This is a genomic window from Sphingomonas sp. CFBP8993, assembly GCF_034044895.1.
GTDB lineage: Bacteria > Pseudomonadota > Alphaproteobacteria > Sphingomonadales > Sphingomonadaceae > Sphingomonas.
Genome location: NZ_JAXCWU010000001.1, coordinates 390,750 through 405,237, shown reverse-complemented (window position 1 = coordinate 405,237; position 14,488 = coordinate 390,750). Strand labels below are relative to the sequence as shown.

At 64.4% G+C, this 14,488-nt stretch carries 16 protein-coding genes; 4 read left to right on the top strand and 12 right to left on the bottom strand.

Translation table 11 applies throughout. The features are described from left to right. The first annotated feature begins 4 nt into the window (after window positions 1-4). The 3 genes from ntrX to hflX all read left to right on the top strand — a co-directional run bounded on the left by ntrX (window position 5) and on the right by hflX (window position 3,290). Entirely contained in the window at window positions 5-1,381 is a 1,377-nt protein-coding gene (gene ntrX / locus SOM26_RS01820; protein ID WP_320451016.1) for a nitrogen assimilation response regulator NtrX, read from the top strand. Between the two features lie 128 nt (window positions 1,382-1,509). After that, window positions 1,510-2,001 (top strand): RNA chaperone Hfq, encoded by a 492-nt coding sequence (gene hfq, locus SOM26_RS01815; RefSeq protein ID WP_042482301.1) that lies wholly within the window; start codon window positions 1,510-1,512, stop codon window positions 1,999-2,001. Continuing rightward, the gene (gene hflX, locus SOM26_RS01810) at window positions 1,998-3,290 is read left to right on the top strand and encodes a GTPase HflX (RefSeq protein WP_320451015.1); all 1,293 of its coding nucleotides are present in this window, start codon (window positions 1,998-2,000) and stop codon (window positions 3,288-3,290) included. Before hfq ends, hflX begins: the two co-directional genes overlap by 4 nt. Here the strand turns inward: hflX and mazG are convergent. The 10 genes from mazG to radA form a co-directional block, all read right to left on the bottom strand. Next, window positions 3,271-4,023, bottom strand: coding sequence for a nucleoside triphosphate pyrophosphohydrolase (mazG, locus tag SOM26_RS01805; RefSeq protein WP_320451014.1), 753 nt, complete (start codon window positions 4,021-4,023; stop codon window positions 3,271-3,273). The two genes, hflX and mazG, sit on opposite strands and share 20 nt — an antisense overlap. 38 nt (window positions 4,024-4,061) lie before the next feature. Next, on the bottom strand, window positions 4,062-4,631 hold the full coding sequence (locus SOM26_RS01800; protein ID WP_320451013.1) for a retropepsin-like aspartic protease family protein: 570 nt from the start codon (window positions 4,629-4,631) through the stop codon (window positions 4,062-4,064). Continuing rightward, on the bottom strand, window positions 4,628-5,392 hold the full coding sequence (locus SOM26_RS01795) for an MBL fold metallo-hydrolase (protein ID WP_320451012.1): 765 nt from the start codon (window positions 5,390-5,392) through the stop codon (window positions 4,628-4,630). The genes SOM26_RS01800 and SOM26_RS01795 overlap by 4 nt, the downstream gene beginning before the upstream one ends. Then, window positions 5,389-6,165 (bottom strand): TatD family hydrolase, encoded by a 777-nt coding sequence (locus tag SOM26_RS01790; RefSeq protein WP_320451011.1) that lies wholly within the window; start codon window positions 6,163-6,165, stop codon window positions 5,389-5,391. Before SOM26_RS01790 ends, SOM26_RS01795 begins: the two co-directional genes overlap by 4 nt. Further along, complete coding sequence (gene metG, locus SOM26_RS01785) at window positions 6,165-7,721, bottom strand: methionine--tRNA ligase (RefSeq protein WP_320451010.1); 1,557 nt, start codon at window positions 7,719-7,721, stop codon at window positions 6,165-6,167. The genes SOM26_RS01790 and metG overlap by 1 nt, the downstream gene beginning before the upstream one ends. A gap of 58 nt (window positions 7,722-7,779) precedes the next feature. After that, window positions 7,780-8,109: a DUF423 domain-containing protein gene (locus SOM26_RS01780; protein WP_320451009.1), complete on the bottom strand. Its 330-nt coding sequence runs from the start codon at window positions 8,107-8,109 to the stop codon at window positions 7,780-7,782. A 3-nt stretch (window positions 8,110-8,112) separates the two neighbouring features. Then, the gene (locus SOM26_RS01775; protein WP_320451008.1) at window positions 8,113-9,861 is read right to left on the bottom strand and encodes a cation:proton antiporter domain-containing protein; all 1,749 of its coding nucleotides are present in this window, start codon (window positions 9,859-9,861) and stop codon (window positions 8,113-8,115) included. Continuing rightward, window positions 9,861-10,298 (bottom strand): iron-sulfur cluster assembly scaffold protein, encoded by a 438-nt coding sequence (locus SOM26_RS01770; RefSeq protein WP_320451007.1) that lies wholly within the window; start codon window positions 10,296-10,298, stop codon window positions 9,861-9,863. The genes SOM26_RS01775 and SOM26_RS01770 overlap by 1 nt, the downstream gene beginning before the upstream one ends. Next, a complete protein-coding gene (locus SOM26_RS01765) occupies window positions 10,295-10,858 on the bottom strand; it encodes a CvpA family protein (RefSeq protein WP_320451006.1) in 564 nt (187 codons plus the stop codon). Before SOM26_RS01765 ends, SOM26_RS01770 begins: the two co-directional genes overlap by 4 nt. A 99-nt stretch (window positions 10,859-10,957) precedes the next feature. Beyond that, window positions 10,958-12,331: a DNA repair protein RadA gene (gene radA, locus SOM26_RS01760; protein ID WP_320451005.1), complete on the bottom strand. Its 1,374-nt coding sequence runs from the start codon at window positions 12,329-12,331 to the stop codon at window positions 10,958-10,960. A gap of 97 nt (window positions 12,332-12,428) precedes the next feature. On the opposite strand from radA, the gene SOM26_RS01755 reads away from it, so the two are divergent. Next, window positions 12,429-13,565: a glycosyltransferase family 4 protein gene (locus SOM26_RS01755; protein WP_320451269.1), complete on the top strand. Its 1,137-nt coding sequence runs from the start codon at window positions 12,429-12,431 to the stop codon at window positions 13,563-13,565. On the opposite strand, the gene SOM26_RS01750 is transcribed toward SOM26_RS01755, so the two are convergent. After that, window positions 13,562-13,852, bottom strand: coding sequence for a DUF2218 domain-containing protein (locus SOM26_RS01750; protein WP_320451004.1), 291 nt, complete (start codon window positions 13,850-13,852; stop codon window positions 13,562-13,564). The genes SOM26_RS01755 and SOM26_RS01750 overlap by 4 nt on opposite strands. Then, window positions 13,849-14,397 (bottom strand): PadR family transcriptional regulator, encoded by a 549-nt coding sequence (locus SOM26_RS01745; protein WP_320451268.1) that lies wholly within the window; start codon window positions 14,395-14,397, stop codon window positions 13,849-13,851. Before SOM26_RS01745 ends, SOM26_RS01750 begins: the two co-directional genes overlap by 4 nt. Window positions 14,398-14,488 lie beyond the last annotated feature (91 nt).

The following is a 14,488-nucleotide window of genomic DNA, read 5'->3' as shown; positions in this document are numbered from 1 at the left end:
GATCATGGCTTTGGACATCCTCGTCGTCGACGACGAACTCGATATCCGCGAACTGGTCGCGGGCGTGCTGGAGGACGAGGGCTATGACGCCCGCGTCGCCGCGGACAGCGATGCCGCACTGGAAGCGGTGGCGGTGCGTCGCCCCTCGCTGGTGCTGCTCGACGTCTGGTTGCAGGGGTCGAAGCTGGACGGGCTGGAGTTGCTGGACGAGATCAAGCGGCGCGATCCGTCGATCCCGGTGCTGGTCATTTCCGGCCACGGCAATCTCGATACCGCGGTCGCTGCGATCCGCAAGGGTGCGGCGGACTTCATCGAAAAGCCGTTCGAGGCCGAGCGCCTGTTGCTGATGGTCGGCCGGGCGACCGAGACCGAGCGGTTGCGGCGCGAGAACGCCTCGTTGCGGGCCTCGGCGGGTCGCGAAACGGATCTCACGGGATCGTCGAGCGCGATCAACGGTATCCGTGCGACCCTGAAGCGCGTCGCCGCGACGGGTAGCCGCGTTCTCATCATGGGTGCCGCTGGCGTAGGCAAGGAGGTCGCGGCGCGCCTGCTCCACGGCTGGAGCAATCGCGCCGATGCCCCCTTCGTGGTGGTTAGTGCCGCACGGATGACGCCCGAGCGGGTCGAAGAGGAATTGTTCGGCGTAGAGGAGGGGGGTGACCTTGTCCGCACCGGCCTGCTCGAACAGGCGCATGGCGGTACGCTGTTCCTCGACGAAATCGCCGACATGCCGATTGCGACCCAGGCGCGTATCCTGCGTGTCCTGACCGACCAGAGCTTCACCCGGATTGGCGGCACGCGTGTCGTGAAGGTGGACGTCCGCGTCGTCTCCGCCACTGCGCGCGACCTGACGCAGGAGATCGCCGAGGGGCGCTTCCGTGAGGACCTTTATTACCGGCTCAACGTCGTGCCTGTGACCATCCCCTCGCTTGCCGAGCGACGCGAGGATATTCCGCCGCTGGTCGAGCATTTCATGGCGCACTATGCGACCGAACGCCGCGTCCGCACGCCAGAGATCGCACCCGATGCGATGGTCGCGATGCAATCCTATGACTGGCCAGGCAATGTCCGCCAGCTGCGCAACGTCGTGGAGCGGACGATCATCCTGGCGCCTGGTGACCGGGTTGGTCGCATCGACCTCGATCTGTTGCCGGCAGAAGTGCTGGGGGAGGGTGCCGATATGGGCGGCTCGGGCGCGACCGCGATCATGGGGGCCCCCTTGCGCGAGGCGCGGGAAAGCTGGGAGCGGGAATATCTGCGCGTCCAGATCCGGCGCTTTTCCGGCAACATCTCACGCACGGCCAGCTTTATCGGCATGGAACGCTCGGCCCTGCACCGCAAATTGAAGCTGTTGGGGATCAGCGAGACGCGCGAGGATTGAACGCCGCCTCTGGACGAATGCCCCTCGAAACCATAGATATTGGCCGCGTCCGGTGCACGGGCGCGGTTCCGACGCCGGGAAACGGCGCAATTCGCGGGGAAGCACCCGCCAATAACAAGGGCTTTCTCATGGCCGATAAATCGGGTTCACTGCAGGACCTGTTTCTGAACGCACTGCGCCGATCCAAGGCGCCTGTGACCATGTTCCTCGTCAAAGGTGTGAAGCTCCAGGGCATCGTGACCTGGTTCGACAATTTCTCGGTGCTGCTGCGCCGAGACGGACAGTCGCAGCTGATCTACAAGCACGCCATTTCCACTATCATGCCCTCGGGCCCGCTGGATGTCGCCGCAATCGTCGACGGCGTCAACGAACAGCAGCGCAAGAACCCGCTATTGCAGGAAATTTTTCTGAATGCGGTGCGCAAGTCCGAAGACCCGGTCACCATGTTCCTGATCAACGGCGTCATGCTGCAAGGGCAGATCGCCGGGTTCGACCTGTTCTGCATGCTGCTACAACGCGAAGGCATGGCGCAGCTCGTCTACAAGCATGCCGTTTCGACCATTCAGCCGGCCCGCCCGCTGAACCTGGCCGAAGAGCAGGCGGGATCGGCCGAGGATTGAGCACCGGTTTCGACCGCGATCGCGGTGAATTCACCCGTGGTGCCCGTACGGTCATCGTCCTGCCCGACCAGGGCGATGCCGCACGGGACACCGACTCCCGTCTGGAGGAAACCGCCGGGCTTGCCATGGCCATCGGCCTTGACGTGGTTGAGCGTATCGCGGTGCGCGTACGCGCGCCCAAGCCTGCGACCCTGATCGGCAGCGGTCAGGTCGAACAGATCGCGCAACAGGTCCGCATGGAGGAAGCGCAGCTCGTCGTGTTCGACGCCGCGCTGACGCCGGTGCAGCAGCGCAATCTGGAAACCGCGCTCGAAGCGAAGGTCATCGATCGTACCGGCCTGATCCTCGAAATCTTCGGGGAACGTGCCGCAACGGCCGAAGGACGGTTGCAGGTGGAATTGGCCCATCTCGACTATCAGGCTGGCCGTCTGGTTCGCAGCTGGACCCACCTCGAGCGTCAGCGCGGTGGCTTCGGCTTCCTAGGCGGTCCGGGTGAAACGCAGATCGAGGCGGATCGTCGCCTGATCCGTGACCGCATGGCACGCCTGCGTCGCGAACTGGACCAGGTCAGCCGCACGCGTGGGCTACACCGCGAAAGACGGCAGCGCGCGCCGTGGCCGGTGATCGCGCTCGTCGGCTACACCAACGCCGGGAAATCAACGCTTTTCAACCGCTTAACGGGTGCTCATGTGATGGCGAAAGATCTTCTCTTCGCCACGCTCGACCCCACGCTCAGGCAGATACAGCTTCCCGGCATCGACAAGGCGATCCTGTCGGACACGGTGGGCTTCGTATCGGATTTGCCAACCCAATTGGTCGCGGCCTTCAAGGCCACGCTTGAAGAAGTGGTGTCGGCCGATCTGTTGATCCATGTCCGTGACATTGCGCATCCCGATACCGAGGCGCAGCGCGCGGACGTCGAGGCGGTGTTGACCGAAATCGGCGTCGACCCCGAAACACCGCGGTTCGAGGCGTGGAACAAGATCGACCTGATCGAGGGCGATGCGCGGGAAGACGTCTTGGTCGAGGCCGGTCGTCGATCCAATATCGTTGCCGTCTCCGCCATCAGCGGGGAGGGGATCGACGATCTAATCGAGCAGGTGGCGGCGGCCCTGACATCGGGCCATCGTCGCTACCGCGTGGCGCTGGACACGAGCGACGGGGCGGGGGCCGCGTGGCTCCATGCGCATGGCGAAGTGCTCGACCAGGTCATCGAAGGGGACAAGGCGGTCTATGACGTCCGCCTGTCCGAACCGGACTTCGAGCGTTTCAACCGCCGCGACGTTTGACCACCTGCCAGAGGGCTTCCTTCGCTTCCAGATCGAGGGCGGGGAAGCTCTCTCCAGCTTCATCTTCCATGGACCGGAAACGGCGCTCGAATTTTTGGTTTCCCTTGCGCAGGGCAACCTCTGCGTCGATGCCATGGTGGCGCGCCCAGTTGACGATGGCGAACAGCAAGTCGCCAAATTCCTCCTCGACCGTGTCCGGAGTAGCCTCGGCAATCTCCTGAAGCTCCTCGTCGATCTTCGCGCGCGGACCTTCGGCATCGGGCCAGTCGAAGCCGACCCGCGCGGCGCGGTTCTGAAGCTTTTCGGCGCGCATCAAGGCAGGCAGGCCCTGCGCCACGCCGTCGAGTGTACCGCCCGCCGCTTTTGCGCGCCGTTCCTCCGCCTTGATCTCCTCCCACAGGTGATGGCCGCCCTCGGTCGCGTCTCCGAAGATATGCGGGTGGCGTCGTTCCATCTTGTCGCTGATCGACGCGACGACATCCTGGAAGGTGAAGTGGCCTAAATCTTCCGCAATCTGCGCATGGAACACGACCTGAAGCAGCAGATCGCCCAGTTCGTCCTTCAGATCCGCCATGTCGCCACGCGCGATCGCATCAGCCACTTCATGCGCTTCTTCAATCGTATAGGGTGCGATCGTTTCGAAGCTTTGCGCCACATCCCATTCGCAACCGGTTTGAGGATCGCGCAGGCGCTTCATGATGGTCAGCAGACGCTCCAAAACATCATACTCCATAAAATCGATAATATATATTATGTAAAACGAAGGCAATTTCAGGGATTGAGGACAAGCATATTCCCCTCGACCCGCCACCCGTTCAAACGGCTCAGCACGTTCATTCCGATGATATCCTGATCGCCGAATGCTGGCGACACATCCGCGCCGACATCCGTGAGCAGGATCGGCCCCATCAAAAACCGGTGTATGGTGGCATGATCCGCCGTGACCCGCCCGTTGGCGGTTTCAATCAGGCTGCCAAATGGACTTTCGTCGAGATTCAACCCGGCGGCCCGGGCGGTCACCACGGAGAGCGCCGTCGTCGTGGCGCCGGTGTCGATCAGCATTGGCCTCTCAATTCCGTTGATGCGCGCCTTCACCCAATAATGCCCATCGGCGCCCATCGGAATTCGTAGCGTACCTTGCGACCCAGTTTGGTTGGACCACAGACCCCGAACCCGGTCACGCTGAGCAATGACGACAAACGCGACCCCGAAAATCGCGATCCAGATCAATGCCATGCGCAATGTCTGGCCGATGGGCACGCGCTGAACGAACAAGGCGCTCAACGCGAAAATCAGGATCAGGCCAAAATAAACGACATCCATGGCCCGATCGGAGGTCACGGAACCAGTTCCATGCCGTCATAGCCCGGCTCGACTCCATCAGGCAGTTCGCGAACCAGTGTGTCGTAATCCATCGACTGATCCATATGGATCAGAACCGCGCGTCTTGGCTTGAGTTCGTCGATCCAGTGCAGCACCGATGGCAAATCTGCATGCGCCGGATGCGGATGACGTCGCAACGCATCAACGATCCAGATATCCAGATCGCGATACAAATCAGCCATATCCGGCGTTAATTCATGGAAATCCGTAGCATAGCCGATGCTCTTGCCTTGGGCTTCGAACCTCAGCCCCGCCGATAGTATCCGGCCATGCGGCTGGTCCACCGTTCGAACCCGAATATCGGCGATTGTCTGATCATTGGTCAGCGGCCCCAACGTCGCGGTCGGTGGATAGCCCGTCTTGCCGCGAAACACATATCCGAAGCGGCTTTCCAGCGACGCGGCGGTCACTGGCCGGGCATAACCCGATACCGGCTTGCCAAGGGCATGGAATATCTGGCGAACATCATCGATCCCATGACAATGATCGGCGTGGTCATGCGTCCAGATTACCGCATCGACCGTGGCGACCTGGGCGGCGAGCAACTGTTCGCGCATGTCGGGACCGGTGTCGATCAGGATGCGTGTGTCGTCATGTTCTACCAATGCCGAACAGCGCATCCGCCGGTTGCGGGGTTCACTGGGGTCGCATGCACCCCAGTCATTACCGATCCGCGGTACGCCCGACGACGTTCCACAACCGAGAATACGGATTTTCACGCGCGCGTCTTGGCGAACAGACGGTGGAAATTCTCGGCCGTCGCCTTCGTCAGCGTTTCCACCGTTTCGCCGCGCAGCTCGGCAAGAAATTTGGCGGTGTCAGCAACGAACGCTGGTTCACCTGTCTTGCCACGATGCGGCACGGGGGCAAGGAACGGTGCGTCCGTCTCGATCAGCAGACGGTCGAGCGGCAGGCGCGCGGCGGTTTCCTGCAAATCCTTGGCGTTCTTGAAGGTTACGATACCCGAAATAGATATGTAAAAGCCTAACGACAATGCCTTATCGGCAAAATCTCCACTGGCTGTGAAGCAGTGGATGACGCCGGGATAAGCCCCCTTCCCCATTTCTTCGGTCAGAATGGCGACCGTGTCCTCCTCGGCGTCGCGTGTATGCACGACAAGCGGCAGGCCCGTTTCCCGGCACGCCGCGATGTGCGCTCGAAAGCTTGCCTGCTGCCGCTCCCGGTCGCTGTGATCGTAATAATAGTCGAGCCCGCTCTCGCCGATCCCGACGACGCGGGGGTGTGCTGCGCGCTCGACCAGCTTTGCGGTGTCGACATACGAATGCGCGTCCGCCTCGTGCGGGTGGATGCCGACCGTGGCCCAGACATCGGCCTCACGCTCGGCGGTGGCGATCACCGCATCCCATTCGCTCTCGCGCGTAGAGATGTTGAGCATCGCCGTCACGCCCCGGTCACGGGCACGGGCCAGGATGCCAGCCTGGTCCTCGACCAACCCCTTATAGTTCAGGTGACAGTGGCTGTCGGCGAGCATCAGCCTTCGGCCTCGGCGGGCATTTCAAGCCGGGGAAAGGCTGGCGTCGGGGCGGCCAGCGGAGTTCCGGCAGCCACGCGGCGGGCATACCAGCCATCGTCATCGATCGCGGCGTGGTCCCGCTCGTCGGCGCCCAGCGTGTCGAGTACAAGCCCTGCGCCGCGTGGCGTGACCGGCAGGATCGCGATCGCCAGCATGCGGATGGCGCGGACCAGCGTGCCGAGGACGGCGTGCATCCGCTCCGGGTCGGTCTTGCGCAGCGACCATGGTGCCTGCACGTCGATATACTGGTTGCAGGCATAGACGCCGCGCATCCACGCCTCGATACCCTGGCTGAGCATCAGGTCGTCAAAAGCCGATTTCAGCCCGGCACATGCCACGACGACTTCCTCGAGCAACACCGCATCGGCCGGATCACTCCGCCCCGCCTCAGGCAGTTCGCCGCCCAGGTTTTTCGCAATGAACGACAGGGTACGCTGCGCCAGATTGCCGAAGCTGTTGGCCAACTCGGCATTGACGCGGGTAACGATCGCTTCCGCCGAATAGGAGCCGTCCTGGCCGAAGCTGACTTCGCGCAGGAAGAAATAGCGCAGGGCGTCCACCCCGAACGCATCAGCGTGCCCCATCGGATCGACGACGTTGCCCACCGACTTCGACATCTTCTCGCCCCGGTGGAGCAGGAAACCATGGCCGAAGACCGAATGCGGCAGCGGCAGGTCGGCCGACATCAGGAAGGCGGGCCAATAGACGGTGTGGAAGCGGACAATGTCCTTGCCGATCAGGTGCAGATCGGCAGGCCAGAAGCGCGCCAATTCGCTGTCCGTATTGGGATAACCCGTCCCGGTCAGATAGTTGGTCAGCGCGTCGACCCAGACATACATGACATGACCGGGACTGTCGGGGACGGGCACGCCCCAATCGAAGCTGGTGCGCGATACCGACAGGTCGGAAAGCCCGCCCTCGACGAATCGCATCACCTCGTTCCGGCGGCTTTCCGGGCGGATGAAGTCCGGGTTGTCGCGGTACAGGTCGAGCAGTGGCTGCTGGTACTTCGACAGGCGGAAGAACCAGGTTTCCTCGGCCGTCCACTCGACGGGCGTTCCTTGCGGCGACAGCTTGGTGCCGTCCTCGCCGGTGGTCAGTTCGCTCTCGTCGTAAAAGGCTTCGTCGCGGACCGAGTACCAGCCTTCATAGCGGTCCAGATACAGATCACCCTTGGCCTGCATCGCCTTCCAGATCGCCTGGCTCGCGGCATAATGATCGGTGTCGACAGTGCGAATGAAACGGTCGTACGAGATATCAAGTCGGTCAGCCATCACATGGAAATGGCTGGACATTTCATCCGCGAACTCACGGGTCGAAATGCCCCGCGCGCGCGCCGCCTGGGCCATTTTCAGCCCATGCTCGTCGGTGCCGGTCTGGAAAAGGACATCGCGGCCCGCCTGACGCTGGAACCGGGCGATGACGTCAGCCGCCACCATCTCATAGGCATGGCCGATATGCGGGCGGCCATTGGGATAGTGGATGGCGGTGGTGATATAGAATGGATCGGCCATAGCCGGTCCCTAGAACATCCCCTCGCGCAGGTGAAGCCCGGCCGACACGTCTCCGGTCTCAGCCGCGAAGCGACCAAGCCAGCCAGAGCCAGCCAATGATCAGCAGCGATCCGCCGATCGGTGTGATGGCACCGAACCAGCGCGGCGCGCCGAAGGCCATCGCATACAGCGTGCCCGCAAAAATCGCCGCTCCGATCACGAAGGTCCAGGCCACCCCCCTCGCCTCCATACGAAGCGCGACCAGGGCGGCAACGGCATGGATCAGCTGATACTGGCCACCGGTTCGCAGCCATTCGACCGCCGCCCCCTCGGCACGGTGGGCGCCAAAGGCACCTGCCGCGATCGCGATCGCGCCGGAAAGTGCCGCAAGTATCGCCACCAGTCCCATGGTTCAGCCTTTCCGCTCGTCTTGCGTGATGATCCGGTCCACTGCGGCATGCAGGCTGCCGGCCGCTGCCTGTGCGGCCAGACGTTCCTTGTCCCGGGCGCGGTACATGGACTCGATCCGATCGATCTCGGCATTCTCGACCTTCAGGCTGCCCAGCGCCAGCCGTGCCATCTTGACCGCCGATTCCAGCACTTCGCGCACCACATAGGACGCTGGTCCACCCTTCAGCCGCAGGACGGCGCGACGGTCATAGGCGCGTACGAAGAGCGATGCATTGGGGAAGGCGGCATGGACGCCCTCCAGCAGTTCCAGCGTGATCTGGTCCTCGTCCAGGCAGAACATGATCAACTCGGCCTCCGCCGCGCCCGCCTGACGCAAGAGGTCCAGGCGGGTCCCGTCGCCATAATAGACCTTGGCGCCGAAGGAGGCAGCGATGTCGATCATCTCGATGTCGCGGTCGATCAGGGTGACCGGCACGTCGCTGGCAATCAGCATCTGGGCCACAGTCTGGCCGAAACGCCCATAGCCGACGATCAGGGCGTTGGCGCCGTCGGTCACGGGGCCTTCGCGCTGATCGCCGCGCGTGATGACCGGCTCCTCCCGGATGCGGCGGGTCGCGGCCATCAGGAACGGCGTGGTCGCCATCGACACGGTGATGATGGCCCCGAACAGGCTGGCCGCCTCTGGAGCGATCAGATAGCCCGCCTGCGCCTGCGCGAACAGCACGAAGCCGAACTCGCCGCCCTGGCTCATCAACAAGCCGAGCGCGAAGGCGGCGCGCCAGGTCATCCGGAACGCCAGGCCGATCAGGGTGATGACCAGCGTCTTGGTCGCGATCAACGCCAGCGCCATCACCGCCACGAACAAGGGCCGCTCGGCGATGGCGGGCAGGTTCAGCATCATGCCGACCGCCAGGAAGAACAGCCCGAGCAGGATCGAGCGGAACGGCTCGACATCGGCCTCCAGTTCGTGGCGATACGGGCTGTCCGCCAGCATCACGCCCGCGATGAAAGCTCCCAGCGCCGTCGACAGGCCGAGCAGCTCCATGACGGCCGCGCTGGCGATGACGGTGAATAGCCCGGCAAAGACGAACATCTCGCGCTCGCCCATATTGCCGATCAGGCGGAACAGTGGGCGCAGCAGGAAGCGCCCGGCCAGGATCAGGCCAACGATCGCCGCGATCGTCTCCAGCGCCAGGATCCAGCCCGGCGGGCCGGTATGGTCGGCCGGATTGCGCGACATGGCGGCGACGATCGTGATCAGCGGGACGATCGACAGATCCTGGAACAGCAGGATCGAAAAGGCCCGCTCGCCAAAAGGCGTGCGCATCCGCCCCGAGGATTGCAGCATCGGCAAAACCTGCGCGGTGGATGACAGCGCGAGCGGCAGGCCGAGCGCGAGTGCGGCCTCGGGCGAAAAGCTCGCCAGCCACACGATCCCGGTGATCGCCAGCCCGCAGGCTGCGACCTGGATCAGCCCTAGCCCGAAAATCTCATGCTTCATCCGCCACAGTCGCGCCGGGTTCAGTTCCAGCCCGACGATGAACAGCAGCAGCGTGATGCCGATCTCGGCGATGCCCAGCTTCGACTCGGCGTCGCCGACCAGTCCCAGGATATGCGGCCCCACCACCGCGCCTGCGACCAGAAAGCCCAGCGTGGCGCCTAGCCCCAACCGCCGGAAGACGAGCACGAACGCCAGGCCGAAGCCGAGCAGGATCGCCCCGTCGCGCAGCAGCGAGACTTCGCCGTGCATCAGCGGGGCCCCTTTGCCGCAGCCTGTTTCGCCGCCTCCGCGGCCGCCTCGAACGCCAGCCGGATCGAGGGGTGGCGCGCGGTATAGGCGAGCGCGGGCGAGAAGACATGCAGGCCGGGCCAGTCGGGGGCATCCCCCTGCCCCGCCGCCAACCAAGCGGTCAGAGCTTCTTGCGCCGCCGTCAGTTCGCCGACGCTGCGCCCGACGACATGCTGGGACAGCAATGCGGCCGATGCCTGGCCCAGTGCACAGGCTCGCACCAGCATCCCCAATTCCGATACGCGCCCCGCCTCGTCCAGATTGACGTCCACCGTCACCCGGCTGCCGCAAATCGGGGATCGCTTCTCGACGCTGGCCATCGGGTCGGCCAGTCGCTGGTCATGCGAAATCGCGGTGGTCAGCCGCAGGATCTCGGCATTGTAGAGGGGGGCGGTCATGACGGCGTCTCGCTAGTTCTGGGGGTGTCGCCGGTATTCGGCGCAGGTGCGCCGAATACCGGGAGGCCGCGCCGGCGGCGATCGACGAAATCGGCGATGCCGGCGCTCGTAGCGTTGAGCAGCTTGTAGGTCCGGCTCTTGACCATCCATTCGGGCCGCCGCGCCGGGCCGCCGCCGACCGTGTCGACCATCAAGGCCACGACCAGGAAGACCAGGCTGGCTAGGATCAGCCCCTTCAGCGCGCCGAAGCCGAAACCCAAGGCGCGGTCGACAGGCCCCAGGATCGATGTCCGCGTCCGGCTACCGATGGCCCGCGCCACCAGCCGTCCGCCGATATAGGTCACGCCGACGATCAGGGCGAAGGCCAGCACCGCCGAGCCGGACACGGTGCCGACGACACCGAGCAGCGCCTGGGCAAGCGGAATATGGAACAGCTTGAGGGCAGCGACGATCGCCACCCATGCGAACAGCGCCAGCACCTCGGTCACGAAGCCGCGCAGGAATCCCTGGATCGCGGCACCGAAGACGGCAATCAGGACAAGAATATCAAGCGCTGTCAATGCGTCCGGTCCAATGTCTCACCCATGCCCACACATGGCGGCCTGTCGAGCCCGGCCCGCCATGGGGCGAGAACGGGTCGGGCGACCCCGCGCTCTTCGCTACCCGCGACCCAGCATATGGTCAACGAAGTCGGCGAGCGTCCGAAAGCCCGTCAGGCGCAGGGGGCTTTCCTCGGACGTCATGGCGCGCGGGACCATCGCCTTTTCAAAGCCCAGCTTGCCCGCCTCTTTCAGCCGTAGCGCACCATGCGCGACGGTGCGAATTTCCCCTGACAACGCAATTTCGCCGAAGACGATCGCGTCGGCCGGCACCGGTCGTTCGGACAATGCCGAGACCAACGCCGCCGCGACCGCCAGATCGGCGGCCGGGTCCTGCACCCGGTATCCCCCGGCGATGTTGAGATAGACTTCGGCCGAAGAAAAGCTCAGCCCGCAGCGCGCTTCCAGCACCGCCAGGATCATCGCCAGTCGCCCAGTGTCCCAGCCGACGACCGCGCGCCGCGGGGTGGCGCCCGATGCCAGGCGAACCGTCAGGGCCTGGATCTCGACCAGCACCGGGCGCGTGCCCTCCAGCGCGGGGAACACCGTCGCGCCCGTCACCCCTTCATCCCGGTTCGTCAGGAACAGCGACGACGGGTTGCCGACTTCGGTCAGCCCCTCGGTCTGCATCGAGAAGACGCCGATCTCGTCGGTCCCCCCGAACCGGTTCTTGATCGCGCGCAGGATGCGGTACTGGTGACTGCGCTCGCCTTCGAACGCCAATACGGTGTCCACCATGTGCTCCAGCACGCGGGGCCCCGCGATCGAGCCATCCTTGGTGACATGGCCGACGAGCACGACGGCGGTGCCACGTTCCTTGGCGAAGCGGATCAGTTCCTGACCCGAGGCGCGCACCTGGCTGACCGTGCCGGGAGCCCCTTCGATCAGGTCCGAATGCATCGTCTGGATCGAGTCGATGATCAGGAGCGCGGGCGGCGTGCTGATCGACAGGGTGGTCAGTATGTCGCGAACCGACGTCGCCGCCGCCAATCGGACCGGTGCCTGGCCCAGCCCCAGCCGTCGCGCGCGCAGGCGGACCTGATCCGCCGCCTCTTCGCCCGAGACATAGGCGACCGGCTTGCCTGCCATGGCGAGCTTGGCTGCCGCCTGGAGCAGCAGCGTCGACTTGCCGATCCCGGGATCACCGCCGATCAGCGTCGCCGACCCCTCGACGAAACCGCCGCCGAGTGCCCGGTCGAGTTCGGCGATACCGGTCGACATGCGATCGGGCAGCGGAATGTCCGCGTCCAGCCCGACAAGCTGGATCGCTCGCCCGCCGCCTTGGAGATTATGCTTCGCGGCGAAGGGGGTCTGCTGGACCGGTCCTTCCTCCAGCATGGTGTTCCATTCCGAACAGTCGGGGCATTGCCCCTGCCAGCGGGACTGCACCGATCCGCAGGATTGGCAGACATAACGCTTCTGGATCTTGGCCATGCCGACGCTCTACCGCGCGCGGAACGAAAATGGAACGGATTTGATGCGCGGGGCGGGAGTGGCCTTTACGGCGGCATCGGGCTATGGCGCGGCCTTCATGACGCCAGACCAGTTTCGTGTTGCCCTGTTCAGCGGCAACTACAATTACACGCGCGACGGCGCGAACCAGACACTCAACCGGCTCGTCGGCCATCTGCTGGATCGGGGTGTCGCGGTACGTGTCTATTCGCCAACATCCTCGACCCCGGCATTTCCGCCGGTCGGCGACCTGGTCGACGTGCCCGCCATTCCGCTGCCCTTCCGTGCCGACTACAAGCTTGCGCGCGGTCTGCCTGCCAAGGTGCGCACCGACCTGGAAGCCTTCGCACCCAATATCGTGCATGTCTCGGCACCGGAATTTCTGGGCCATTCGGCGGTGCGTTGGGCAAGGGAGAAGGGCATCGCCTCGCTGGCGTCGGTCCATACCCGGTTCGAAACCTATCCGGCTTATTACGGCCTGGGCTTTCTGGAGCCCGCGATCATCCGTCTGTTGACGCGGTTCTACAACAAGTTCGACCGGATCGTCGCACCCAGCCCCAGCATGATCACGTTGCTGCGCCAGTGGGGCGTGACGCCGCCGATGAGCATCTGGTCGCGTGGCATCGACCATGGCCGGTTCCAGCCATCGCGCCGCAGCCTGGAATGGCGGCGCTCGCTCGGCATCGCCGATGGCGAGGTCGCGATCGGTTTTCTAGGCCGGCTGGTCAAGGAAAAGGGCTTGGACGTCTTTGCCGAGGTTCTGGCCGAGTTGCGGCGACGCGGCGTGCCGCACAAGGTACTCGTCGTCGGCAAGGGGCCGGCAAAAGACTGGTTCGCCAAGGCGACGCCGGATGCGGTGTTTGCCGGATACCAGACCGGTGACGATCTGGGCCGCGCGGTCGCGTCGATGGACATCTTCTTCAATCCCAGCGTCACCGAGACGTTCGGCAATGTCACCACCGAGGCGATGGCGGCGGGTGTTCCCGTGGTCGCGGCGAACGCGACCGGTGCCATGGACCTGGTGGCCGATGGCGAGACCGGCTATCTGGTCGCGCCGCGCGACATCAACGGTTACGCCAACGCCCTGGAGCGGATTGCGACGGACCCCGCACTCCGCCACCGGTTCAGCGTCGCAGGCTGCGACCGCGTCGCCGACTATCGATGGGACAAGGTCAACGACGCGGTGCTCGACGCCTATCGCGCGATGTTCGCTTAACCCTCACGCCAATCGAAGGTCAGCGGTGCCTCGCGAAAGGCGAAGCGGTCGAGATGGCTGGCGACGACCTGCCGCATCTGGGCCATATCGCCGTCTTCGGGCACCGTCAGGACGATGTCGAGCGTGTCGCTATCGGCGCGCATGGCGAGCGTCGATCCGTTGGGAAAGCGGATCGTCCCCTCCTCGGCGGTGAAGGACACCTCCATCTTGTGGCTCCAATGCTTGGCAAGCTGCTGGAGATAGCGGCTTGCCGACAGCGTCGGCACGCGGGCGACGGACATGCTCATTTCAGGCGCTCCACTTTCTGGGTGAGTTCGTCGATCATCGCGGCCACGTCGTGCAAAGTGTCCTGCGAGATATCGCCGCGGCCGAAACGCTCGCCCAGCGCCACGCGCAGGTTGCCCATGGCGCGACGGATCGGTGCCGCATCGACCCGTTCGCTATGCTCGGCCAGCGCCCGCAGTCGCGCAAAGAGTGCTTCGACCCTTTCGGCATGTTCGGCGAGATGCTCTTGGCCAGTCCCGGTCACGGCGAACCGCTTCTTCGATCCCTCGGCCTGCTGCCCCTCGATCAGCCCCATCTCGTCCAATAGCGCCAGCGTCGGATAGATGACGCCGGGACTGGGAGCATAGGCGCCGCCTGTCAGGGCCTCGATCTCGCGAATCAGGTCATAGCCGTGACGCGGTTCGTCGGCGATCAACTTCAATAGGACGAGCCGAAGCTCGCTGCCGTCGAACATCCGCTCCCTGCGGCCGCGGCCCGGGCGCTCGCCTGCGCCGTGCCAGTCGCCGCCGAACGGCCCTCGCCGGCCACCGCGCGGGCCGTGGAACATGTGTTCGGCGTCTGTCACGCCCCGATATCCGGGGGCTTCATGGTGGTGTCTCATCATATCCTCGTGTCTCAAGATGCTCCCAAGATATATC

Excerpts from the sequence above, each read along its gene's own strand:
- ntrX (WP_320451016.1), top strand. The coding sequence starts at position 5 with ATGGCTTTGGACATCCTCGTCGTCGACGACGAACTCGATATCCGCGAA.
- hfq (WP_042482301.1), top strand. The coding sequence starts at position 1,510 with ATGGCCGATAAATCGGGTTCACTGCAGGACCTGTTTCTGAACGCACTG.
- mazG (WP_320451014.1), bottom strand. The coding sequence starts at position 4,023 with ATGGAGTATGATGTTTTGGAGCGTCTGCTGACCATCATGAAGCGCCTG.
- SOM26_RS01790 (WP_320451011.1), bottom strand. The coding sequence starts at position 6,165 with ATGCTCGCCGACAGCCACTGTCACCTGAACTATAAGGGGTTGGTCGAG.
- metG (WP_320451010.1), bottom strand. The coding sequence starts at position 7,721 with ATGGCCGATCCATTCTATATCACCACCGCCATCCACTATCCCAATGGC.
- SOM26_RS01780 (WP_320451009.1), bottom strand. The coding sequence starts at position 8,109 with ATGGGACTGGTGGCGATACTTGCGGCACTTTCCGGCGCGATCGCGATC.
- SOM26_RS01775 (WP_320451008.1), bottom strand. The coding sequence starts at position 9,861 with ATGCACGGCGAAGTCTCGCTGCTGCGCGACGGGGCGATCCTGCTCGGC.
- SOM26_RS01770 (WP_320451007.1), bottom strand. The coding sequence starts at position 10,298 with ATGACCGCCCCCCTCTACAATGCCGAGATCCTGCGGCTGACCACCGCG.
- radA (WP_320451005.1), bottom strand. The coding sequence starts at position 12,331 with ATGGCCAAGATCCAGAAGCGTTATGTCTGCCAATCCTGCGGATCGGTG.
- SOM26_RS01755 (WP_320451269.1), top strand. The coding sequence starts at position 12,429 with ATGACGCCAGACCAGTTTCGTGTTGCCCTGTTCAGCGGCAACTACAAT.
- SOM26_RS01750 (WP_320451004.1), bottom strand. The coding sequence starts at position 13,852 with ATGAGCATGTCCGTCGCCCGCGTGCCGACGCTGTCGGCAAGCCGCTAT.
- SOM26_RS01745 (WP_320451268.1), bottom strand. The coding sequence starts at position 14,397 with ATGTTCCACGGCCCGCGCGGTGGCCGGCGAGGGCCGTTCGGCGGCGAC.